At 73.4% G+C, this 22,361-nt stretch carries 17 protein-coding genes and 1 pseudogene; 13 read left to right on the forward strand and 5 right to left on the reverse strand.

Annotated features, from left to right (window positions below; translation table 11 throughout):
* The first annotated feature begins 21 nt into the window (after positions 1-21).
* From valS to HNP84_RS24940, 7 genes and pseudogenes are all read left to right on the forward strand, one after another.
* Positions 22-2,615: pseudogene (gene valS / locus HNP84_RS24910) on the forward strand (valine--tRNA ligase).
* A 174-nt stretch (positions 2,616-2,789) separates the two neighbouring features.
* Positions 2,790-4,157, forward strand: a complete 1,368-nt coding sequence (locus HNP84_RS24915) for an AI-2E family transporter (RefSeq protein WP_312925649.1) — start codon at positions 2,790-2,792, stop codon at positions 4,155-4,157.
* A 197-nt stretch (positions 4,158-4,354) separates the two neighbouring features.
* Entirely contained in the window at positions 4,355-4,492 is a 138-nt protein-coding gene (rpmH, locus tag HNP84_RS24920) for a 50S ribosomal protein L34 (protein WP_185052286.1), read from the forward strand.
* Between the two features lie 912 nt (positions 4,493-5,404).
* Positions 5,405-5,845, forward strand: a complete 441-nt coding sequence (gene dut, locus HNP84_RS24925) for a dUTP diphosphatase (RefSeq protein ID WP_185052287.1) — start codon at positions 5,405-5,407, stop codon at positions 5,843-5,845.
* 32 nt (positions 5,846-5,877) lie between these two features.
* Positions 5,878-6,558: a DUF3710 domain-containing protein gene (locus HNP84_RS24930; protein ID WP_312925650.1), complete on the forward strand. Its 681-nt coding sequence runs from the start codon at positions 5,878-5,880 to the stop codon at positions 6,556-6,558.
* 105 nt (positions 6,559-6,663) lie between these two features.
* The gene (locus HNP84_RS24935; protein WP_185052288.1) at positions 6,664-7,056 is read left to right on the forward strand and encodes an OB-fold nucleic acid binding domain-containing protein; all 393 of its coding nucleotides are present in this window, start codon (positions 6,664-6,666) and stop codon (positions 7,054-7,056) included.
* 76 nt (positions 7,057-7,132) lie between these two features.
* Positions 7,133-7,798: a DUF3159 domain-containing protein gene (locus HNP84_RS24940; protein WP_185052343.1), complete on the forward strand. Its 666-nt coding sequence runs from the start codon at positions 7,133-7,135 to the stop codon at positions 7,796-7,798.
* 242 nt (positions 7,799-8,040) lie between these two features.
* Here HNP84_RS24940 and HNP84_RS24945 read toward each other — a convergent pair whose 3' ends face one another.
* Positions 8,041-8,700 carry a potassium channel family protein gene (locus HNP84_RS24945; RefSeq protein ID WP_185052289.1) on the reverse strand — a complete coding sequence of 220 codons (660 nt, stop codon included), beginning with the start codon at positions 8,698-8,700 and terminating at the stop codon, positions 8,041-8,043.
* A complete protein-coding gene (locus HNP84_RS24950) occupies positions 8,700-9,365 on the reverse strand; it encodes a potassium channel family protein (protein WP_185052290.1) in 666 nt (221 codons plus the stop codon). The genes HNP84_RS24945 and HNP84_RS24950 overlap by 1 nt, the downstream gene beginning before the upstream one ends.
* 127 nt (positions 9,366-9,492) lie before the next feature.
* On the opposite strand from HNP84_RS24950, the gene HNP84_RS24955 reads away from it, so the two are divergent.
* Positions 9,493-11,535, forward strand: coding sequence for an APC family permease (locus tag HNP84_RS24955; RefSeq protein WP_185052291.1), 2,043 nt, complete (start codon positions 9,493-9,495; stop codon positions 11,533-11,535).
* A 63-nt stretch (positions 11,536-11,598) separates the two neighbouring features.
* Entirely contained in the window at positions 11,599-12,846 is a 1,248-nt protein-coding gene (locus tag HNP84_RS24960; RefSeq protein WP_185052292.1) for a class I SAM-dependent RNA methyltransferase, read from the forward strand.
* Here the strand turns inward: HNP84_RS24960 and HNP84_RS24965 are convergent.
* Positions 12,827-14,014, reverse strand: coding sequence for a glycoside hydrolase family 18 protein (locus tag HNP84_RS24965; RefSeq protein ID WP_185052293.1), 1,188 nt, complete (start codon positions 14,012-14,014; stop codon positions 12,827-12,829). The genes HNP84_RS24960 and HNP84_RS24965 overlap by 20 nt on opposite strands.
* 135 nt (positions 14,015-14,149) lie before the next feature.
* Between HNP84_RS24965 and HNP84_RS24970 the strand changes: the two genes are divergently transcribed.
* The 4 genes from HNP84_RS24970 to HNP84_RS24985 all read left to right on the forward strand — a co-directional run bounded on the left by HNP84_RS24970 (position 14,150) and on the right by HNP84_RS24985 (position 20,785).
* Entirely contained in the window at positions 14,150-15,073 is a 924-nt protein-coding gene (locus tag HNP84_RS24970) for an LLM class F420-dependent oxidoreductase (protein ID WP_185052294.1), read from the forward strand.
* Positions 15,074-15,151: 78 nt separating this feature from the next.
* Positions 15,152-16,678, forward strand: a complete 1,527-nt coding sequence (locus HNP84_RS24975) for a 3' terminal RNA ribose 2'-O-methyltransferase Hen1 (RefSeq protein WP_185052295.1) — start codon at positions 15,152-15,154, stop codon at positions 16,676-16,678.
* A complete protein-coding gene (locus HNP84_RS24980; protein WP_312925653.1) occupies positions 16,671-19,235 on the forward strand; it encodes a polynucleotide kinase-phosphatase in 2,565 nt (854 codons plus the stop codon). Before HNP84_RS24975 ends, HNP84_RS24980 begins: the two co-directional genes overlap by 8 nt.
* Before the next feature lie 140 nt (positions 19,236-19,375).
* Entirely contained in the window at positions 19,376-20,785 is a 1,410-nt protein-coding gene (locus HNP84_RS24985) for a sugar porter family MFS transporter (protein ID WP_185052296.1), read from the forward strand.
* A 10-nt stretch (positions 20,786-20,795) separates the two neighbouring features.
* Here HNP84_RS24985 and HNP84_RS24990 read toward each other — a convergent pair whose 3' ends face one another.
* Positions 20,796-21,251: a DUF1707 SHOCT-like domain-containing protein gene (locus HNP84_RS24990; RefSeq protein ID WP_185052297.1), complete on the reverse strand. Its 456-nt coding sequence runs from the start codon at positions 21,249-21,251 to the stop codon at positions 20,796-20,798.
* A 5-nt stretch (positions 21,252-21,256) separates the two neighbouring features.
* Entirely contained in the window at positions 21,257-22,015 is a 759-nt protein-coding gene (locus HNP84_RS24995; protein WP_185052298.1) for a PadR family transcriptional regulator, read from the reverse strand.
* Between the last annotated feature and the right edge of the window lie 346 nt (positions 22,016-22,361).

A 22,361-nucleotide genomic window follows, 5' to 3' on the forward strand; every position in this document is an offset into this window, starting at 1 on the left:
ATCCAAGTACGATAAGGAGGCATGACTCAACAGCGATCACGCCATGCCGCTCTGCCCGAGAAACCGACTCTCGACGGGCTTGAAGCGGTATGGGTAGCTCGCTGGGAGGCCGAGGGCACCTACCCTTCGACCGCACGGCCGAGCGCGCCGGGGTCTACGCCATCGACACGCCGCCGCCGACCGTCTCGGGCTCGCTGCACATCGGCCACGTCTTCTCCTTCACCCACACCGACATCATCGCCCGCTTCCAGCGCATGCGCGGCAAGGCGGTGTTCTATCCGATGGGGTGGGACGACAACGGCCTGCCGACCGAGCGGCGGGTGCAGAACCACTTCGGCGTGCGGTGCGACCCGGCGATGCCGTACGACCCCGACTTCACCCCGCCCGAGAAGCCGGGCAAGACCCAGATCCCGATCTCCAGGCGCAACTTCGTCGAGCTGTGCCACCGCCTGACCGAGATCGACGAGCGGGCCTTCGAGGAGGTGTGGCGGCGGGTCGGCCTGTCGGTGGACTGGTCGCTGCTCTACACCACCATCAGCGACGAGGCCCGCGCGGTGTCCCAGCGCGGTTTCCTGCGCAACCTGGCGCGCGGTGAGGCGTACGTCGCCGAGGCGCCCACGCTGTGGGACGTCACCTTCCGCACCGCCGTGGCCCAGGCCGAGCTGGAGGACCGCGAGTGGCCCGGCGCGTTCCACCGCGTCGCCTTCCACCGTGGCGACGGCGAGCGGGTCTGGATCGAGACCACCCGGCCCGAGCTGATCCCCGCCTGCGTCGCGCTGGTCGCCCACCCCGACGACGAGCGCTATCGGCCGCTGTTCGGCACCACCGTGCGTACGCCCGTGTTCGGCGTCGAGGTGCCGGTGCTCGCCCACCGCCTGGCCGAGCCCGACAAGGGCTCCGGCATCGCGATGATCTGCACCTTCGGCGACGTCACCGACGTCACCTGGTGGCGCGAGCTCGACCTGCCCACCCGGCCGGTGATCGGCTGGGACGGCCGCCTGCTGCCCGAGCCGCCCCAGGGCGTGCCCGCCGGCCCCTACTCCGAGCTGGCCGGGCGCACCACCCACGCCGCCAGGGAGCGCATGGTCGGCATGCTGCGCGACTCCGGCGACCTCGACGGCGAGCCGCGCCCGGTCACCCGCCCGGTGAAGTTCTACGAGCGCGGCGAGAAGCCGCTGGAGATCGTCACCACCCGGCAGTGGTACATCCGCAACGGCGGGCGCGACGAGGCGCTGCGGCGCGAAATGCTGGAGCGCGGGCGCGAGCTGGCCTGGCACCCGCCGCACATGCGGGTCCGCTACGAGAACTGGGTCGAGGGGCTGAGCGGCGACTGGCTGATCTCCCGCCAGCGCTTCTTCGGCGTGCCGATCCCGGTCTGGTATCCGCTGGACGAGAACGCCCAGCCGATGTACGACCGGCCGATCACGCCCGCCGAGGACACCCTGCCGATCGACCCGTCCAGCGACGTGCCGCCCGGCTACACCGAGGACCAGCGCGGCAAGGCCGGCGGCTTCGCCGGCGACCCCGACGTCATGGACACCTGGGCCACCTCCTCGCTCAGCCCGCACATCGCCGCCCGGTGGGGCACCGACGACGACCTGTTCCGGCGGGTGTTCCCGATGGACCTGCGCCCGCAGTCCCACGAGATCATCCGCACCTGGCTGTTCGCCACGGTGGTGCGGTCGCACCTGGAGCACGGGCTGCTCCCGTGGTCCGGCGCGGCCATCTCCGGCTGGGTCCTCGACCCCGACCGCAAGAAGATGTCCAAGTCCAAGGGCAACGTGGTCACCCCCATGGACCTGCTGGAGAAGCACGGCTCCGACTCGATTCGCTACTGGGCCGCGGGCGGGCGGCTCGGCGTCGACACCGCGTTCGACGCCGGTCAGCTCAAGATCGGCCGCCGCCTGGCCATCAAGATCCTCAACGCGTCGAAGTTCATCCTGTCCTTCGGCGCCGGCGAGGACCCCCGGGCCCTGGACGACCCCGCGGCGATCACCGAGCCGCTCGACCTGTCGATGCTGGCGCGGCTGCGCGCCGTGGTGGCCGAGGCCACCGGCGCGCTGGAGGCGTACGACCACACCCGCGCGCTGGAGGTCACCGAGCGATTCTTCTGGGAGTTCTGCGACGACTACCTGGAGCTGGTCAAGTCGCGCGCCTACGGCTCCGACGCCGGGGCCCGCTCCGCCCACGCGGCCCTGCGCATCGCCCTGGGCGTGCAACTGCGGCTGTTCGCGCCGTTCCTGCCCTTCGTGACCGAGGAGGCGTGGTCCTGGTGGCACGACGCCTCGGTGCACCGCGCCCCCTGGCCGTCACCGTCCGACGCGCAGGCGGGGGCGGCGGCGTACGAGGGCGACCTCCTCGCCGACCCCGCGCCCGGCGCGGGCGACCCCGAGGTGCTGGCGGCCGTGGCCGAGGTCCTGGGCCGGGTCCGCAAGGCCAAGTCCGAGGCCAAGCTGTCCATGCGCGCGGAGGTCTCCCGGCTCACCGTCACGGGCCCCCAGGCCGACGCCGTCCGCGCCGCCCAGGACGACCTGTGCGCGGCGGGCAACGTCGAGGAGTTCGTGCTTGAGCGCTCCGACGGCCCCCTGACCGTGGACGTCCGCCTCCAGGAGTAGCCCCGGCCGGACCCGGCCAGACCCGCTCCGCGAAGGCCCCGCGCCCGCGCCGCGGGGCCTTCCACGGGCCTCGCGGCGCGTCCGCCGGGAAACGTGCGCGCATTTCCCGGCCTGACGTGCCAGGCTGGACACGTGATCCCGGACCGGCAAAGCCCCACGCGACTGGTGCCGCCCGTGCTGGCGACGATGGCGGCATGGAGCGGCTGCCTGATACTCCTCGGCGTGGTGGTCTACTACTTCGCGCAGGTGCTGGCCACCCTGCGGTTCGTGATGCTGCCCGTGGCGATCGCGCTGCTGCTGACCGCGCTGCTCTTCCCGCTCACCAGGCGGCTGCGCGCGACCGGGATGCGGCCCATCTGGGCGACCTGGCTCACCATGCTGTTCGCCTTCGCCGTGCTCGTCGGCACCGGCTGGATCGTCGGGGTGCGCGCCAACGACGAGTTCCCGCGCCTGGTGGAGCAGATCGAGCAGACGGCCCTGGACGTCCAGAACTGGCTGATCACCGGGCCCCTGCACCTTCAGGAGTCGCAGCTCGCCTCCTGGGTGGAGGAGATCACCCGGCAGCTCAACGAGCAGCGCAGCGCGATCACCGGCACGGTGCTGACCGGCGCCACGGTCGCGGTCGAGGTGCTGGCCTCGATCGTGCTGCTGCTGTTCGTGACGTTCTTCCTGCTCAAGGACGGCGACCGGATCTGGAACTGGTTCCTGCGCGCCTTCGGCCGCGCCGCCCCGCGCGTGGACCGGGCCGGGCGCGCCGCCTGGCGCACGCTCTCGCACTACGTGCAGGGCACCGTCGCCGTCGCGGCCGTACACGGCGTGATCATGGGCGTGGTGCTGGCCGGCATGGGCGTGCCGCTGTGGGCGCCGCTGGCCATGCTGATCTTCCTGGCCAGCTTCATCCCCATCGTCGGCATCTTCTTCGCCGGCGCCCTGGCCACCCTGGTCACCCTCGGCGCCCGCGGGCCCATCTACGCGCTGGTGTTCATCGGCATCCTGGTGGTGGAGCAGCAACTGGAGAACCACGTGCTCCAGCCCCTGATCGTGGGCCGCGCCCTGCACTTCCACCCGCTCGCCATCATCCTGGTCCTCGCCGTCGGCGGCGTACTGGCCGGCATCGCCGGCGCCGCCATCGCGGTCCCGGTGGCCGCGGTCCTGTACCGGGCCCTGCCCGAACTGAGACACGAACCCGCCGCCATCGAACCCCCACCCGCCCCACCGGGCGAGACCCGACCACCCGGCCCTCGCGACACACCTCCGCCCGAGCCCGCCACCGAGCCCGCCACGGCCGAGGAACCCCGGGTATCCGACCGGCCCGTGGCCGGGGAGGAGCCTCGGGCGTCCGACCGGCCCGTGACGGGGGAGGAGCGTCGCGCGTCCGACCGGCCCGTGACGGGGGAGGAGCCTCGGACGTCCGATCGGCCCGTGGCGGGGGAGGAGCGTCGCGCGTCCGACCGGCCCGTGACGGGGGAGGAGCCTCGGGCGTCCGATCGGCCCGCGACGGCGGAGGAGCGTCGCGCATCCGACCGGCCCACCGGGGCGTAGGAGCCTCGGGCGTCCGACCGGCTTGTGGCGGGGGAGGAGCCTCGCGCATCCGACCGGCCCGTGATGGTCGAGGAGCCCTCGGCGTCCGACCCGCCCGCGACGGCGTCGGCGGAGCGTCTGCATGCCGCCGACGATGCCCGGGGGGCCCGGCCCGAACGCGGCGCCGGCGAGACGCGGCCGGGTCCTGGAGCCCACTCGTGAGCACGCGTGCTTTCCAGCCGGACAACCGTGGCCGCGCGAAGACCCACGGCTTCCGGCTGCGCATGCGCACCTGCGAGGGCCGCGCGATCCTGGCCTCCCGCCGCCGCAAGGGCCGCGGCTGGCTGTCGGCCTGACGGCCCCACCGCCGGATCAGGAAGCCGGTCCGTCGCCCGTCCGTCACCGCCCCCGGCAGGCGCGGCGGGCGATGGCCGTACCTGCCGGGCTTGCTGCTTGGCCCGGAGGTCAGCATGGTGCCGGTCCGCCTGACGTGAGCGGCGTTTCGCCTCGGGTGAGCGTAGCGCCGGGTTGGCTCCGTTGAGGGCTTTCGCCCCGCGTGGGGCAGTGCGCCCCGCATGGGGCCGCCCGCCCGCGTGGGGGAGCCCACCCCGGATTGGGCAGCCCGCGTCGCCTGGGGCAGTGCGCGCTGTGGGGCAGTGCGGGCTGTGTGGGGTAGTGCGGGCTGGGCCTCGGGTGGGGCAGTGCGGCCGGGGTGGGGTGCGCCCCGCGTGGGGCCGCCCGCCCGCGGGGGGAGCCCGCCCCGCGTGGGAGAGCCCACCCCGGATCGGGCAGCCCGCCTCGCGTGGGGCAGTGCGCGCTGCGTGGGGCCACCCGCCCCGCATGGAGGAGCCCGCCCCGCATGGGGGGAGCCCGCCTCGGGTGGGGGAGCCCATCCCCGATCGGGCAGCCCCCGCGTGGGGCCGCCCGCCCCGGGTGGGGCCGCCCGCCCCGGGTGGGGGCAGGCGAGCCCCCGGTGGGGGCAGGCGCGCTCTGGATGAGGGGAGGCCCGCCGCATGCTCGGGCAGGTCACGCCCTGCCCGAGCATGGGCCCGGACCGCCTGCGGGGGAGGCTAGGGCGGCTTCATACTGCTGTCGGGCGGGTCAAGGTGGGGACACGAGGCGCTAGCGGGCTCGGGGCGCGCGCAGGTAGCGATAGTGTTCCCCAGCGTGACCCGGTTTCGCGTGCGGGCGTACCGTGAGTGCGGTAGGGGGCCGCGCGTCCGGGGTCCCCGGCGGCGAGGAAGCGAGCGAGGAGCGGTGAGCGACGAGTGAGCAGTGTCGAGGTGCTGATCCAGCGGCTGGACGCCGGGCTGCCCGTGCCGGCGTACGCGCATCCCGGGGATGCGGGCGCCGACCTGTACTGCGCCACGGACATCGAGCTGATGCCCGGTGAGCGGGCCGTCGTCGGCACCGGGGTGGCCATCGCGCTGCCCGACGGGTACGCCGCCTTCGTGCACCCCCGCTCGGGCCTCGCCGCCGAGCACGGCGTCACCATGGTCAACGCGCCCGGCACCATCGACGCCGGATACCGGGGCGAGATCAAGGTGACGCTGCTGAACACCGACACCAAGGAGCCGGTGCGCATCGGACGCGGCGACCGGGTCGCCCAGCTCGTGATCCAGCGCGTGGAGCGGGCGGCATTCTACGAGGTGGACCGGTTGCCGGGATCGGTGCGCGGAGCCGACGGATTCGGCTCGACCGGCCGCTGACCGGCACAACCGAGCAAGGAGCGTGACTTACAGTGTTCCGACGTCGTCGTGCGGCGCGTGAGAGGCAGGCGGAGCCCGCCCCCGTGGAGGAGGCCGCGCCCGAGCCGATGCGCGACTCCGGGCCGTGGGACGCCGACGAGCCGCACCCCGATCGCGACCGCGTCGATCTCGGCGGGCTTCGCCTGCCGGTCATCGAGGGCTTCGAGATCCAGGTCAACGTGGCCGGCGACCAGATCGTCGGCGCCGTGGTCCTGGGCGGCGACAGCGCCCTTCAGGTGCACGCGTTCGCCGCTCCGAAGAGTTCGGGGATCTGGGACGAGGTCCGCGCCGAGCTGGCCGAGGGCGTACGGGCCGTCAACGGCACCGTGAGCGAGCGCGAGGGCCCGTTCGGTGTCGAGCTGGCCGGCGAGGTGCCGGTCGAGGGCCAGGGCCGCCAGCCGGTGCGCTACCTGGGCGTTGACGGCCCGCGCTGGTTCCTGCGCGCGGTCATCAGCGGCAAGGCCGCCGCCGACCCGGCCGCCGGGGAGGCGCTGGAAGGGCTGATCCGCGACATCGTGGTGGTGCGCGGCGACGAGCCCATGGCGCCCAAGGAGCCCATCCGGCTGCAACTGCCCGCCGAGGCCCGCCAGGCCGTGGAACAGCACGCCGCGCGGCAGAAGACGCCCGACCTCAACCCGTTCCAGCGGGGGCCGGAGATCACCGAAACCCGCTGATCCGGGGCCGTTCCGCGCCGTCTCCGGCCGGGGAGCGTCCCGGGCCGCGACATCGCATAGTCTGGCTCATCAAGGTTCCCCACCGGGTGCGAGAGGTTGAGGTCGGTGAGTTCTGCAGAGCCCCACAAACGGGCGGGATTCCGCGGATTCTTCCGGAGGCTTACGACGAGCCAGGCCGAGCTGGAGGCCGAGGAGCTCCAGGAGGACCTCGACCGGCACGGCGCGACTCCGATCGCCTCGTGTGGCGGGCGGCGGCGATTCTGCGTGGCCGGTACGCTACGTACGGTGACCCTGCGCCCGCGCGGCGGCGCCCCGGCGCTGGAGGCCGAGCTGTACGACGGCTCCGACGTGATCGACCTGGTGTGGCTGGGCCGGCGCAAGATCGCCGGTATCGAGCCCGGCCGGCTCGTCCGGGCCGAGGGCCTGGTGAGCCTTCAGGACGGCCGTAAGGTCATGTTCAACCCGAGATACGAGCTGCGTCCGTCGAGCGGAGCATGATCATGGAGTGGCAGGCGAGGCGATGAGCACGGCCGAGACGAGCGACCAGGGGCAGCGGCAGGCCGAGGGCGAAGCGATGCAGGCGCACCCGAAGGCCGTCGGCGGTGTCGGGTACGACACCGTCGAGGGAGCGGTTCGAGCCCAGTTGTCCAAGGCGCTCGGGGGCAAGCGCGGCATCGTCGAGGCGGCGGTGCCCACGATCGTGTTCACCATCTCCTGGATCAGCTCCGAGAACCTGCGGCTCTCGCTGATCCTCAGCATCGGCACGGCCGTGGTGCTGCTCGCGGTGCGGCTGGTGCAGCGGTCCAGCCCGCAGTTCGTGATCAACAGCCTGATCGGCATCGGCATCGGCGCGTTCTTCGCCTCCCGCACCGGCGAGGCCCGCGACGTGTTCCTGCCGGGCATCCTGTACAACGCCGCGTACGCCGTGGGCATGCTGCTGTCGATCGTGACCCGCTGGCCGCTCATCGGCTTCCTCATCGGCTCGATCACCGGCGACCCGACGGGCTGGCGCAAGGACCCCGGCGTGGTGCGGCTGTGCACCCGCCTCACCTGGCTGCTCATGCTGCCGTGCCTGCTGCGCGTGATCGTGCAGCTCCCGCTGTACTGGTTCGGGCTGGTGGCCGCGCTGGGCGTGTCGAAGGTCGTGCTCGGCTGGCCGCTCCAGGTGGCCGCGCTGGCCGCGATGGTGTGGGTGCTGGCCCGCGGCCGCACCCCCATCCAGCCAGCCTCCCCGGCCTGACGGCCGGTCCTGCCGATCCCGGGGCGTGACGGCCGGTCCTGCCGATCCCGGGGCGTGACGGCCGGTCCTGCCGATCCCGGGGCGTGACGGCCGGTCCTGCCGATCCCGGGGCGTGACGGCTGACCCTGCCGATCCCCGGCGTGACGGTCGGCCCTGCCGATCCGCCCATCCCGGCCGGGGCCACCGGCCGGGATCAGCGCGTGGGTCAGTGCGCTCCCCGTGGGGTCGGTGCGTTGGCGGGGTCAGTGCGGCGACAGCAGGCGGGCCAGGTCGCCCTCGACCTCCTGGTTGGCGACGAACAGCAGCTCGTCGCCGGCCTCCAGCGGGTCGTCGGCGCTCGGCACCAGCACCCGGCCCTCGCGCAGGATCGCGACCAGCGCGGTGTCCTCGGGCCAGGGCACCGAGCCGGAGCGCTGGCCGACCACCGGGGCGTCCTCGGGCAGGGTCAGCTCGACCAGGTTGGCCTGGCCCTGCCGGAACGTCATCAGCCGGACCAGGTCGCCGACGCTGACGGCCTCCTCGACCAGGGCCGACAGCAGGCGCGGCGTGGAGACCGCGACATCGACGCCCCACGACTCGTTGAACAGCCACTCGTTCTTGGGGTGGTTGATCCTGGCCACCACGCGGGGCACGCCGTACTCGGTCTTGGCCAGCAGCGACACCACGAGGTTGACCTTGTCGTCGCCGCTGGCGGCGATGACGACGTGGCAGTTGTTCAGCCCGGCCTCGTCCAGGGATGAAATTTCACAGGCGTCGGCGAGCAGCCACTCGGCGCGCGGCACGCTGTCGATCTTGATGGCCTTCGGGTCCACGTCGATGAGCAGGACCTCGTGCCCGTTCTCCAGCAGCTCCGCGGCGATGGAGCGGCCCACGGCCCCCGCGCCCGCGATGGCGACGCGCATCAGTGATCCTCCTCCGGGGCGCCGGCCAGCACCTTGTTGATCCGGTCCATGTCGTTCTCGGCCGCGATGACGTGCAGGATGTCGCCCTCCTGCACCACCGTGTCGGCCTTGGGCAGCAGCGCCTCGCCCATCCGGTTCAGGAACGCCACCCGCGCGCCGACGCCGGCCTCCAGGTCGGAGATGCGGGTGCCGATCCACGCCGGGTTGCAGGTGACCTCCGCGAGCAGGACGGTGCCGGTGGGGTCGCGCCACAGCGGCTCGGCGCCCTCGGGCAGGATGCGGCGCAGGATCTGGTCGGCGGTCCAGCGCACGGTGGCCACGGTCGGGATGCCGAGACGCTGGTAGACCTCGGCCCGGCGGGAGTCGTAGATGCGGGCCACCACGTTGTCCACGCCGAAGGTCTCGCGGGCCACCCGGGCGGAGATGATGTTGGAGTTGTCGCCGCTGCTCACGGCGACGAACGAGCCGGCGGAGGCGATCCCGGCCTCCTCCAGCACGTCGCGGTCGAAGCCGACCCCGGTGACGCGACGGCCGCGGAACCCGGCGCGCAGGCGGCGGAACGCCTGGGGGTCTCGATCGATGATCGCCACAGAGTGGCCGTTGTCCTCAAGGATGTGCGCGAGGGTCGAGCCGACCCGGCCACACCCCATGATCACGATATGCATTCTCCCCCGCCGCTCCGATGTGAGGCGGACCCGTAACAGGCGGACCGTATCTGTACCCTGCCAGTATGGCCCTCCCGGGGAGTGCCGGGGCAGCGGGTTCGCCGACGGGCGAGTACCATCATCACACGTGTCCAAAGTGACGGATTCCGCAAAACGCCTGGTACTGGGCCGGGCGCTGCGCAGCACGCAGCTCCACGAGCAGCTGCTGCCGAAGCGGATCGCGCTCCCCGTCTTCGCGAGCGACGCCCTGTCCTCCGTCGCGTACGCGCCCCAGGAGATCCTGGTCATCCTCTCGCTCGCGGGCGTGTCGTTCTACCACTTCAGCCCGTGGATCGCGGCGGCGGTCGTGGTGGTCATGCTCACCGTCGTCGCCTCCTACCGGCAGAACGTGCACGCCTACCCCAGCGGGGGCGGCGACTACGAGGTCGCCACCGTCAACCTGGGCAGGAACGCCGGCCTCACCGTCGCCAGCGCGCTGCTCGTGGACTACGTGCTCACCGTCGCGGTCTCGGTGGCCAACGGCGTGGACTACGTCGGCGCCACGATCCCGTTCGTCGCCCAGCACAAGCCCATCGTGGCGATCCTGATCGTGGTGCTGCTGACGCTGATCAACCTGCGCGGCGTGCGCGAGTCGGGCGCGGCCTTCGCGATCCCGACCTACTGCTTCATGATCGCGGTCATCGGCATGGTCCTGTGGGGCGCCGTGCGGCTGCTCCTGCTCGGCGACGAGCTGCGCGCCCCCACCGCCGACTACGAGATCGTGGCCGAGCAGACCAACCTGACGTCCTTCGCGCTGGCGTTCCTGGTGCTGCGCGCGTTCTCCTCCGGCTGCGCCGCCCTGACCGGCGTCGAGGCCATCAGCAACGGCGTGCCGGCCTTCAGGAAGCCCAAGAGCAAGAACGCCGCCACCACGCTGCTGATGATGGGTCTGATCGCGGTCACCATGTTCGGCGGCATCATCACCCTCGGCCTGGCCTCGGGGGTGAAGGTGGCCGAGCCGTCCGTCGCCGCCGAGGACGTCCTGATCGACGGCCGCCCCGCCGGCCCCGGTTACCACCAGCAGCCGATCATCTCCCAGGTGGCCGACGCGGTGTTCGGCAACGGCTCGCTGCTGTTCTTCGTGATCTCCGCGGTGACCGCGCTGATCCTGTTCCTGGCCGCCAACACCGCCTTCAACGGCTTCCCCGTGCTCGGCTCGATCCTGGCGCAGGACCGCTACCTGCCCCGCCAGTTGCACACCCGCGGCGACCGGCTGGCCTTCTCCAACGGCATCGTGATCCTGGCCGCCGGGGCGTGCCTGCTGCTGTGGGGCTTCAACGCAGACGTGAGCCGGCTGCTGAACCTGTACATCGTCGGCGTGTTCGTCTCCTTCACCCTCAGCCAGACCGGCATGGTGCGGCACTGGACCCGGCGGCTGCGCACCGAGACCGACCCCAAGACCCGGCTGCAGATGATCCGCTCGCGGATGATCAACGGGTTCGGCGCGGTCATGACCGCGCTCGTGCTGGTCGTGGTGCTGGTGACCAAGTTCGCGGCGGGCGCGTGGATCGTGTGCATCGCCATGCCGGTGCTGTTCCTGATGATGAAGGGCATCCACCGCCACTACGAGAACGTGGCCGCCGAGCTGGCCGTCGCCGCCGAGCAGGAGCCCGACGAGACCATGCTCCCCGCCCGCAACCACGCGATCGTGCTGGTCTCCAAGATCCACAAGCCGACGCTGCGCGCGCTGGCGTACGCCCGCGCCACCCGCCCGTCCACGCTGGAGGCGGTCACGGTCGGCGTGGACGGCGCGGAGGCGCGTGCCTTGCAGGAGGAGTGGGAGCAGAAGGGCATCCCGGTGCCGCTGAAGACGCTCGACTCGCCCTACCGCGAGATCACCCGCCCGGTCCTGGAGTACGTCAAGACGCTGCGCCGCCGCTCGCCCCGCGACGTCGTGACCGTCTACATCCCCGAGTACGTCGTCGGCCACTGGTGGGAGCACCTGCTGCACAACCAGAGCGCGCTGAGGCTGAAGGGCCGGCTGCTGTTCGTGCCCGGCGTGATGGTGACCAGCGTGCCCTGGCAGCTCCACTCCTCCGACCGGCTCAAGGGCCGCCCGGAGCGCTGGGGCGCGAGCAGCGTGCGCCGTCCCGCGAGCGTCGCCCGCAAGGACGACGGCGCCACACCGTGACCGGCGCCCCGCCACACGCGGTACGGTGACACGTCCGGGCAGGCGGATCGCGAGGGGGACGTTGTGGAGATCACGGTTGACCGGGTGGCCAACGGAGGCTGGTGCGTCGGCCGGCACGAGGGCCGCGTGGTGTTCGTCCGGCATGCGCTGCCCGGCGAGCGCGTACGCGTGCGGGTGACCGAGGAGACCGCCAGGTTCCTGCGTGCCGACGCCGTCGAGGTGCTCCGGCCGTCGCCCGACCGGGTGCAGGCCCCCTGCCCCTACGCGGGGCCGGGCAAGTGCGGCGGCTGCGACTGGCAGCACGCGACCCCCGAGGCCCAGCGCCGGCTCAAGGCCAGGGTGATCGAGGAGCAGTTCGCCCGCCTGGCGGGCATCGAGCGCGAGGTCACCGTGGAGGAGGTGCCCGGCGCGCCCGGCGGGCTCGGCTGGCGCACCCGGGTCCAGTTCGCCGTGGGCCCCGACGGCACGCCGGGGCTGCGCCGTCACCGCTCGCACGAGATCGAGCCGGTGGACGCCTGCCTGATCGCCCACCCCGAGGTGGAGGCCGTGGGCGCCGAGACGCGCAACTGGCGGGGCGCCGAGACGGTCGAGGTGATCGCCTCGTCCACCGGCGACCGCGCGGTCGTGGTCACCCCCAAGGGCCGCAGGACGGTGACGATGCCCGACCTCGGCGCGCCCGCCGACGTGCTGGTGCACGAGGGCCGGGGCCGCACCCGGGCCGTCAGGGGCGAGGGCGTGCTGCACGAGAAGGTCGCCGGCCGCACGTTCCGGGTGACGGGCAGCGGCTTCTGGCAGGTGCACCCCGGCGCGGCGCAGACCCTGCTGGACGCGGTGCTGGAGCTGGGCGCCCCGCGGCCGGGGGAGTGGGCCCTGGACCTGTACTGCGGGGCCGGGCTGTTCGCCGCGGCCCTGGCCGAGGCCGTGGGCCCCGAGGGCGGCGTGCTGGGCGTGGAGTCGGACGACGCCGCCGTACGCGACGCGCGGCGCAACCTGCGCGGCCTGCCTCAGGCGCGCATCGAGCGCGGCCGGGTGGAGACCGCGCTGGACCGGCACGGCATCGAACGGGCCGACCTCGTGGTGGTGGACCCGCCGCGCGCCGGGCTCGGGCGCCCGGTCGTGGAGCGCGTCGCCGCGCTGGAGGCCGCCAGGATCGTCTACGTCTCCTGCGACCCCGCCACCCTCGCCCGCGACGTCGCCTGGTTCGCCGGGCTCGGTTGCGGGCTGGCGGAGCTGCGCGGCTATGACTGCTTCCCGATGACCAGCCATGTGGAGTGCGTGGCCCTGCTCACCCCTACAGGTGCGCGGAGCTGAGGGTCCGCACCACCGCCTCGGCCGGGCGCGCGCCGCGCAGCGAAAGCCAGGCGAGCTGGTTGCGCATGGCGTACGCCGACAGCTTGCGCGCCTCCATCGGGCTCAGGTCGCCCGGCCCGGCCAGCACCGGCGTGAGCGCGATCCGCCGTGACGCGTCGAGCGGCGACAGGCCCAGGTCGGCGGCGATCTGGGCGCGCGAGACGCGCACCGACTCGGCCAGGCGGCGCAACTGGCTGGAGTCGGGGGTGCGGCGCAGCGGCACCAGCAGCGTGACCGTGTCGACCGGCCCGCCTGCCCCGCGGGTGGCGCGCAGCACCGCGCGGTGGCCCTCGGCCAGCCCGGAGGCGCCCGCCGGCACGGTGAAACCGACGTCGAGCGAGCGCCCCTCGCTCATGGCCTGCCGCTTGAGCGCCCGCAGCGCCCGCGCCCGGCGTACGGCCGAGGCCGGCTCCCGTTGCGCCGCCGCCGCGCCCTGCGGCGGCAGCGGCAGGGCCGTGCCCATCGGCCGCGGGTCGCCCTGCCCGGGGCCGGTCGCCGCGCCGCCGCTGCCCGCGGGGAGCGGGACGGACGCCGGCGGCGCGGCGAGCTCGAAGTCGATGTGCGGCGGGTCGAACGCGCCGATCACCCGCCGGTAGGCGGCGGTCAGCGCGCGCGTGTCGGCGCAGGTCTCGGCCAGTTCGCGCCCGCCCCCGCCGCCGAAGAGCAGCGAGACGTCGCCGCCCGCGGCGCGCAGCCGCGCCAGCCGGTTGGCCACCGGGTCGCGGCCCTGGTCGGTCGTGCCGCCCCACTTCGGGGTGCAGCCGTCGGGGCCCGCGGTGAGGTGGCCCAGGGCGTACCAGCGCACGCCGGTGCGGCGCATCTCCGCGGCCGGGCTGAACCGCGGCTCGCTCGCGGTGTGGACGTAGGTGACGTAGCCCGAGGGGCGCCGCTCGGGCGGCAGCACCACCAGACGGCGTTGACGCTCCATGCCGGCCAGCTCGGTGGCGGAGCCGACGGCCGGTGCCGTGGACCCGGCCGCGAGGCCGCCGGGCGGGCCGGCCTCGGCGGGCAGCAGCCACACCGCCGCCCCCGTGAGCGCGACGAGCCCGGCCGAGGCGAGCACCACGACGAACCTGGGCGGCGTGCCCGGAAGCCCGCCGCGGCGGGAGTCGTCGGTCGGCACCGGCATCTGCCCCTCCCTGTTGTCGCGGCGTGTGCTCGCGCGACCACGTAGCGCATCGGAGGATTCGGACGTTAGCAGGCACCCGCCGGGCGGGGGGCCCAATCAGCGGATGCCGTCCCATCTGCCCGGATAATTGGAGACATGAAGTTGAGGATCTTCACCGAGCCGCAGCAGGGCGCCACGTACGACGACCTTCTCGCCGTCGCCTCGGCCGCCGAGCGGCTCGGTTTCGACGCGTTCTTCCGCTCCGACCACTACCTGCACATGGGAGGGGTGGACCCCGGCCCCGGCTCCACCGACGCGTGGATCACGCTGGCCGGCCTGGCCAGGGACACCAGCACGATCCGGCTCGGCACGCTGGTCACCCCGGTCACGTTCCGGCTTCCCGGGGTGCTGGCGATCAGCGTGGCGCAGGTGGACCAGATGAGCGGCGGCCGGGTCGAGCTGGGCCTGGGCACCGGCTGGTTCGACGCCGAGCACACGGCGTACGGCATCCCGTTCCCGCCGGTCAGGGAGCGGTTCGCCCGCTTCGAGGAGCAACTGGAGATCATCACCGGGCTGTGGCAGACCCCGGCCGGCAAGACGTTCCACTTCGAGGGCGCGCACTACGGCCTGTCCGACTCGCCGGCCCTGCCCAAGCCGGTGCAGCGCCCCCGCCCGCCGCTGATCATCGGCGGCGCCGGCGCCAAGCGCACGCCGCGGCTGGCGGCCGCCTTCGCCGACGAGTACAACGTGCCCTTCAGCAGCGTGGCCGACACCGAGGCCGCGTACGGGCGGGTGCGTGCGGCGTGCGAGGCCGCGGGGCGCTCCTCGATCAGGTTCTCGGCGGCCCAGGTGGCGGTGTGCGCCACGGACGAGGCCGAGCTCGCCCGGCGGGCGGCGGCGATCGGGCGCGAGCCGGAGGAGCTGCGGCGCAACGGCCTGGCCGGCACTCCGCAGGAGCTGGTGGACAAGATCGGCGAGTTCGCCGCGATCGGCTGCGAGCGGATCTACCTGCAGATTCTCGACCTGTCCGACCTCGATCACCTGGAGCTGATCGCCGCGGAGGTCATGCCGCACGTGTGACGTGCGGCGGCCACTCGGCCGCCATAGTGCGATATTTCCGGTCGCGGGGCCGGGGTGCTGTGCGCCAGACTGGCGTCCGTGCTGTTGACGATCACGACCACGGCCCGGCCCGCGACCGACCTCGGCTTCCTGCTGCACAAACATCCAGGGCGCGTACAGGAGTTCGGCCAGTCGTTCGGCACCGCGCACGTCTTCTACCCCGAGGCGGACGAGGACCGGTGCACCGCGGCGCTGCTGCTGGAGGTCGATCCGGTGCGCCTGGTCCGCTCGCGCGGCAGGACCTCGCCGGACTTTTCCCTCGGCCAGTACGTCAACGACCGGCCGTACGCCGCCTCGTCGCTGCTCGCGGTGGCGCTCGGCGACGTGTTCCGCACCGCCCGCGCCGGACGCTGCGCCGCGCGCCCCGAACTGCCCGGAACGCCGCTGCCGCTGTCGGTCGCGCTGCCCGCGCTGCCCTGCCGGGGCGGCCCCGGCCTGGCCCGCAGCCTGTTCGAGCCGCTGGGCTGGCGGGTCGAGGCGGAGGCGATACCGCTGGACGAGGAGTTCCCCGAGTGGGGCGAGTCGCGGTACGTCCGCCTGGAGCTGTCCGGCGAGGTCCGCCTCGCCGACGCGCTGAACCACCTGTACGTCCTGCTGCCCGTCCTCGACGACGCCAAGCACTACTGGATCGCGGCCGACGAGGTGGACAAGCTGATCAGGGCGGGGGAGGGCTGGCTGGCCGCCCACCCCGAGCGCGCCCTGATCACCCGCCGCTACCTGGGCCGCCGCTGGGCCCTGGCCCGCACGGCGTTCGCCCGCCTCGCCGAGCTGGGCGACGACCTGGAGGAGTCACTGGAGCCCCCGGTCGCGGAGGAACCGGCCGCGACCGGAGCCGTACCGGAGGAGGAGACGGCGACGGCCGGAGCCGCCCCGGATGAAGAAGTGGCGGCCGGAGCCGCGCCGGACGAGAAGCAGACGGCGGCCGGAGCCGTGCCCGACGGGGAGGCCGCGCCGGCGGAGGAGCCGCGCGTGTCGCTCACCGTGCGGCGCAGGGAGGCGGTGCTGGCCGTGCTGGACGAGATCGGCGCCCGCAGCGTCGCCGACCTCGGCTGCGGCTCGGGGGAGCTGATCGCCGAGCTGCTCAAGCGCCCGGCGATCACGAAGATCGCCGGCGCCGACGTGTCCACCCGGGCGCTGGCCATGGCCGCGCGCAAGCTGCGGCTGGACCGGATGCCGGAGCGGCAGCGCGCCCGCCTGGAGCTGTTCCAGGGCGCGCTGACCTACACCGACGAGCGGTTCGCCGGATACGACGCCGCCGTGCTCATGGAGGTCGTCGAGCACGTGGACCCGCCGCGCCTGGACGCGCTGGAACACGTGGTCTTCGGCGTCGCCCGCCCCGGCCACGTGATCGTGACCACGCCGAACGCCGAGCACAACGTCCGCTACGAGGGGCTGACCGGCCTGCGCCACCCCGACCACCGCTTCGAGTGGACCCGCGCCGAGTTCGCCGCCTGGGCGGAGAAGGTGTGCGCGCGCTACCGCTACCGGGTCGAGTACCGCCCGGTGGGAGACGAGGACCCCGAGGTGGGGCCGCCGACGCAGATGGGGGTGTTCGCCCGTGACTGACACGCGGGACGCCGCGGTCGCCGGACCCGTGGAGGTCCGGGTGCCCGCGATGGGGCTGGTGCTGCTCGTCGGGGTCTCGGGCAGCGGCAAGTCCACCTTCGCGGCCAAGCACTTCAAGCCGACGCAGGTGATCTCCTCCGACTTCTGCCGCGGCCTGGTGGCCGACGACCCCAACGACCAGGCCGCCACCGTGGACGCCTTCGACGTGCTGCACTACATCGTCGGCACCCGGCTGCGCCGCGGCCTGCTCACCGTGGTGGACGCCACCAACGTCCAGTACGAGGCGCGCCGCGCGCTCGTGGAGCTGGCCAGGAAGCACGACGTCCTGGTGGACGCCATCGTGCTCGACGTGCCGGAGGAGGTTGCGGTGCGCCGCAACGCCGCGCGCCCCGACCGCGACTTCGGCCCGAGCGTCATCGTGCGCCAACGCAAGGACCTGCGCCGCTCGATGGGCCGGATCGCCAAGGAGGGCTTCCGGCGCGTGCACGTGCTGCGCGGCGTGGACCGGATCGACGCCGCCGTGATCCGCCACGACAAGGCGTGGTCGGACCTGCGGCACCTGACCGGGCCGTTCGACATCATCGGCGACGTGCACGGCTGCCGGGCCGAGCTGGAGGCGCTGCTGGAGAAGCTGGGGTGGCGGCTGGAGCGCGCCGGTGAGGACGGCCCGCCGATCGGCGCCAGTCACCCCGAGGGCCGTACGGCCGTCTTCGTCGGCGACCTCGTGGACCGCGGCCCCGACTCGCCCGGGGTGCTGCGCCTGGTCATGGGCATGGTCGCCGCCGGGACCGCGCTGTGCGTCGCCGGCAACCACGAGCAGAAGCTGGCCCGCGCGCTGGCCGGGCGCAAGGTCAAGGTCGCCCACGGCCTGGAGGCGACCTTGGAGCAGCTCGAACGCGAGCCGCCCGAGTTCGTGGCGGCGGTGCGGGAGTTCGCCGACGGCCTGATCGCGCACTACCAGCTCGACGGCGGCCGGCTGGTGGTCGCGCACGCCGGGCTGAAGGAGGCCTACCACGGGCGGGCGTCCGGGCGGGTGCGCGCGTTCGCGCTGTACGGCGACACGACCGGCGAGACCGACGAGTACGGCCTGCCGGTGCGCTACCCGTGGGCGACGGAGTACTGCGGGCGCGCGCTGGTGGCGTACGGGCACACGCCGGTGCCGGCGCCGGAGTGGATCAACAACACGATCTGCCTGGACACCGGCTGCGTCTTCGGCGGCAGGCTGACCGCGCTGCGCTACCCCTCGCGCGAGCTGGTCTCCGTGCCCGCGCAGCGGGTCTGGTACGAGCCGGCCCGCCCGCTCGCCGCGCCCGGCCACCGCGACCCGCTCGCCCCGGCCATCGGCGACGTGGCGGGCACCCGGCACGTCGAGATCGCCGGCGGCGGCCGGATCAAGGTGCGCGAGGAGAACGCCGCCGCGGCCCTGGAGATCATGAGCCGGTTCGCGGTGGACCCGCGCTGGCTGGTCTACCTGCCGCCCACCATGGCGCCCCCGGAGACCTCCGCCCTGGACGGGTACCTGGAGCACCCGGAGGAGGCGTTCGCCGAGTACCGCGCGGCCGGCGTGGCGCAGGTGGTGTGCGAGGAGAAGCACATGGGCTCGCGGGCGATAGCCGTGCTCGCCAGGACCCCCGAGATCGCGGCCGAGCGGTTCGGCGTGACCGACGGGAGCGCCGGAGCCGTCTACACCCGCACCGGGCGGCCGTTCTTCCCCGACCCGGCGCTGCTCGCCGAGCTGGTCAACCGGCTGCGCGCCGCCGCCGGGCCCCTGTTCGAGGAACTGGACACCGGCTGGCTGGCGCTGGACTGCGAGCTGCTGCCGTGGTCGGCCAAGGCGGGCGAGCTGATCAAGTCGCAGTACGCCTCCGTCGGCGCCGCCGCCCGCGCCGCGCTGCCGCGGGCGGTGGCGGCCCTGGAGGCGGCGGCCGGGCGCGGCCTGGACGTCTCCGCCCTGCTGGAGCGCACCCGGCGGCGGGAGGAGAACGCGGCGCGGTTCCGGCGGGCGTACGCGCGGTACTGCTGGCCGGTCACCGGGCTGGACGGCGTGCGCCTGGCGCCGTTCCAGATCCTGGCCGCCGAGGGACGCCTGCTCGCCCGCGAGCACCCGCACACCTGGCACCTGGAGCGGCTGGCCGCCGCGTGCGCCTCCGCCCCGGACCTGCTCACCCCCACCCGCAGCCTGATCGTGGACCTCGGCTCGCCCGAGTCCTGCCGGGAGGCCGTCGAGTGGTGGACGGCGCTGACCGAGGCGGGCGGCGAGGGCATGGTGGTCAAGCCCGCCGGCCCGCCCGCCGCCGGCGGACGCGAGCCGCAGCCGGGGGTGAAGGTGCGCGGACGGGAGTACCTGCGCATCATCTACGGCCCCGACTACACCGAGAGCCTGCCCGAGCTGCGCCGGCGCTTCCTGGGCAAGAAGCGCTCGCTGGCGCTGCGCGAGCACGCCCTCGGCATGGAGGCCCTGGCCAGGCTCGCGGCCGGCGAGCCGCTGTGGCGCGTGCACGAGCCCGTCTTCGCGGTGCTGGCCCTGGAGTCGGAGCCGGTCGATCCCCGCCTGTGACCGCGCGCGCCCGGCGGTGTCGCGACCGGACGTTCTCCGGCCGCTTCCCCGGGTAGTGCGTTGGGCGTTGTGCGTCTTCCCGGGTGCCGATGGGGGCTCCCGGGGAGCGTGACAACGGGTCTACGGGGGTGGAGAGCGGCATGGGCGCCACGACAACGACGACGGCGGGCCAGGAACATCTCGGCCATGTCGTCTTCATCACCGCCGCCGCGGCCATAGGCGGCTTCCTGTTCGGCTACGACAGCGCCGTGATCAACGGGGCGGTGACCGGCATCCAGCGGCACTTCGACGTGGGCGCGGTGGTGATCGGCGCCACGGTCGCGGCGGCGCTGCTCGGCTCGGCGCTGGGGGCCTGGATCGCGGGCGGGATCGCCGACAGGTTCGGCCGCACCCGTACGATGCAGGTCGCCGCGACGCTGTTCGCGATCAGCTCCATCGGGCAGGCGCTGCCGTTCTCGATCTGGGCCCTGACCTTCTGGCGCGTGCTCGCCGGCGTGGCGATCGGCATGGCCTCGGTGATCGGCCCCGCGTACATCGCGGAGGTGGCGCCGCCGGCGTACCGGGGCAGGCTGGGCTCCTTCCAGCAGCTCGCCATCGTGCTGGGCATCGCGGTCTCGCAGCTCGCCAACTACGCCATCGCGCAGTTCGCCGGGGGAAACGTGAACAACGTCATCGTCGGCTTGCAGGCATGGCAGTGGATGCTGGGCGCCTGCTTCCTGCCCGCGGTGCTGTATCTCGTCTTCGCCTCGGTGATCCCGGAGTCGCCGAGGTTCCTGATCTCGGCCGGTCGCACCGCCCAGGCGGAGCGCGTGCTGCGCGAGGTCGAGGGCGACCGCGTGGACGTGACGGGGCGCATGGCGGAGATCCGCGGCGTGCTGCGCACCGAGCGCCGCCCCCGGCTCCGCGACCTGCGCGGCCCGGCGCTCGGGCTGATCGGCATCGTGTGGGTCGGCATCGCGCTGTCGGCGTTCCAGCAGCTCGTGGGGATCAACGTCATCTTCTACTACTCGGCGTCGCTGTGGCAGTCGGTCGGCATCAACCAGAGCGACTCGCTGCTGATCAGCTTCTCCACGTCGATCATCAACATCATCGGCACGTTCATCGCCATCGCCCTGGTGGACCGGGCGGGACGCAAGCCGCTGCTCCTCGTCGGCTCCGCGGGCATGGCGGTGGCGCTGGGCACGGCGGCGTACGCGTTCAGCACGGCGATCAAGACCGGCGAGCAGGTCTCGCTGCCGCCGGCGGAAGGCGTGATCGCCCTGGTCGCCGCGCACGTCTTCGTGCTGTTCTTCGCCCTGTCGTGGGGCGTGGTGGTCTGGGTGCTGCTGGGGGAGATGTTCCCCAACCGGGTGCGCGCGATAGCCCTGTCGGTGGCCGCGGCGGCCCAGTGGCTGGCCAACTGGCTGATCACCGTGACCTTCCCCAGCCTGGCGGAGTGGTCGCTTTCGGGAGCGTACGTCGGCTACGCGGCCTTCGCCGTGTTGTCGTTCGTCTTCGTACTGCTCTTCGTCCGCGAGACCAAGGGCCGCCCGCTGGAGGAGATGGGCTGACCGCGCGCGGTCAGGGCCCGTACGAGTGGGGCCGGGGCCGGTGGTGCCGGTGGTGATGGTGGTGCGCGAACCCGATCACCATGATCGCCAGCCATGCGAAGAACAGCACCTTCAGCACGCCGAACCCGGCGAACAGCGCGATCACCGCGATGACGGCCACGATCGGCCCCGGGTGCGGCCCGTGCCCGCGCCCGCGGAACGGCGGCGGCCCGCCGGGCCGCCACCCGTGGTGATGGTGGTGGCGGCGCGCTCGCTCCGGCAGGGCGGGGGCGCGGGACTCGTGCGGCTCGGGCAGATCTTCCGCGATCTTGGCGAGCTCGCCCCTGGTGCGGGAGGCGAGCGTCAGGTCCAGACGCTCTTCGAGCTCTTCGAGGGTCAGGCGGCCCTGCGCGTAGTGCTCGCGCAGGGCGCCCATCATCGCGTCGCGCTCCGCGTCACCGATGCGGAGATCATCACGAGCGGTCATGGAGGTCACTCCTCGGCGGGGTCGCCATCGGCCAGGATCTGGTACAGCTTGCGGCGGGTCTCCACTAGAGTCTGCCTCGCCTGGCGGATCTGCGCGTCGGTGCCGGTCTGCAGAATCTGCACCATCGCGAACGCCGACTGCCGCGCGAGGTCCATCAGCTCCCAGGTGTTGTCGTCGACGTCGGGCGTCATGTCCTCCCACGGGGCGCGCACCTCGTCGGCGTGCGCCTCGACGTACGCCCGGCCGGCCTCGGTGAGCTGGAAGGTCTTGCGTCCCTCGCTCTCCTCCGCCCGCACCAGGCCCTCGTCGGTGAGCTGCTGCAGCGCCGGGTAGACCGCCCCCGGGCTCGGCTTCCAGCCGCCCTGGCTGCGCTCGGCGATCTCCTGGATGATCTGGTAGCCGTTGCGCGGCTCCTCGGCGAGCAGCGCCAGGATCGCGGCCCGGACGTCACCGCGCTTCGCCTTGCGCGCACGCCCGCCGCCCCGGCCCCCGTGCCAGCCCGGCCCGCCGAAGAACCCCCGCCCGAAGTCGAACGGGAACGGCCCCCGCATCCCGCGAGGCCCCCGCGGCCGGTGCTCGTGCGGCCCCCGCCGCCGCTCCCCGAACGGCTCGTCCTCCGGCCCCCGCCCCGGCCCGCCCCCCTGCTGCCAGGCGGCGGCCATCGACCGCAACGCCTCCACGGCGGCCCGCCGCACCTCACGCTTGATCTCGTGATGCGCATGCCGCCCGGGCCACGGGCCGCCCATCGCATGTACGTGTGTCATCGTCAGGTCCCCCTGTCGTCCAGGCGATCGACCGTCGATCGCTCTCGATGCCTCAACGATATATCGCTACTATTCTGTTTGCAACCCCATGACCCCTTCCCTCCCGACGTGAGCCAGATCACTGGATTTGATGGGAAGAAGGGGAACAACCCCTGAGACCTCCGCGTTATCCCAGACATAGACGGGGTCGTTCCCGCTTCGGAAGGGCTGGGGGGTGCTTTCGAAGCCGGAGGACGATCCCGTCTGTGTTTATGGCCCGTGCTCCGCACGGGCGGGCTTGGGCGCCCTGCAGGGTCGCGTCTTCCCTCGTCGCTCCGGTCGCTTCGCTCCCTGCGCTCCTCCTCCA

The organism is Thermocatellispora tengchongensis (genome assembly GCF_014202315.1).
In the GTDB taxonomy this organism is placed as follows: Bacteria; Actinomycetota; Actinomycetes; order Streptosporangiales; family Streptosporangiaceae; genus Thermocatellispora; species Thermocatellispora tengchongensis.

Coding starts and splice junctions, on each gene's coding strand:
- HNP84_RS24940 (WP_185052343.1), top strand. CDS start 7,133: ATGCAGGCGCACCCGAAGGCCGTCGGCGGTGTCGGGTACGACACCGTC.
- HNP84_RS24945 (WP_185052289.1), bottom strand. CDS start 8,700: ATGCGCGTCGCCATCGCGGGCGCGGGGGCCGTGGGCCGCTCCATCGCC.
- HNP84_RS24950 (WP_185052290.1), bottom strand. CDS start 9,365: ATGCATATCGTGATCATGGGGTGTGGCCGGGTCGGCTCGACCCTCGCG.
- HNP84_RS24965 (WP_185052293.1), bottom strand. CDS start 14,014: ATGCCGGTGCCGACCGACGACTCCCGCCGCGGCGGGCTTCCGGGCACG.
- HNP84_RS24970 (WP_185052294.1), top strand. CDS start 14,150: ATGAAGTTGAGGATCTTCACCGAGCCGCAGCAGGGCGCCACGTACGAC.
- HNP84_RS24985 (WP_185052296.1), top strand. CDS start 19,376: ATGGGCGCCACGACAACGACGACGGCGGGCCAGGAACATCTCGGCCAT.
- HNP84_RS24990 (WP_185052297.1), bottom strand. CDS start 21,251: ATGACCGCTCGTGATGATCTCCGCATCGGTGACGCGGAGCGCGACGCG.
- HNP84_RS24995 (WP_185052298.1), bottom strand. CDS start 22,015: ATGACACACGTACATGCGATGGGCGGCCCGTGGCCCGGGCGGCATGCG.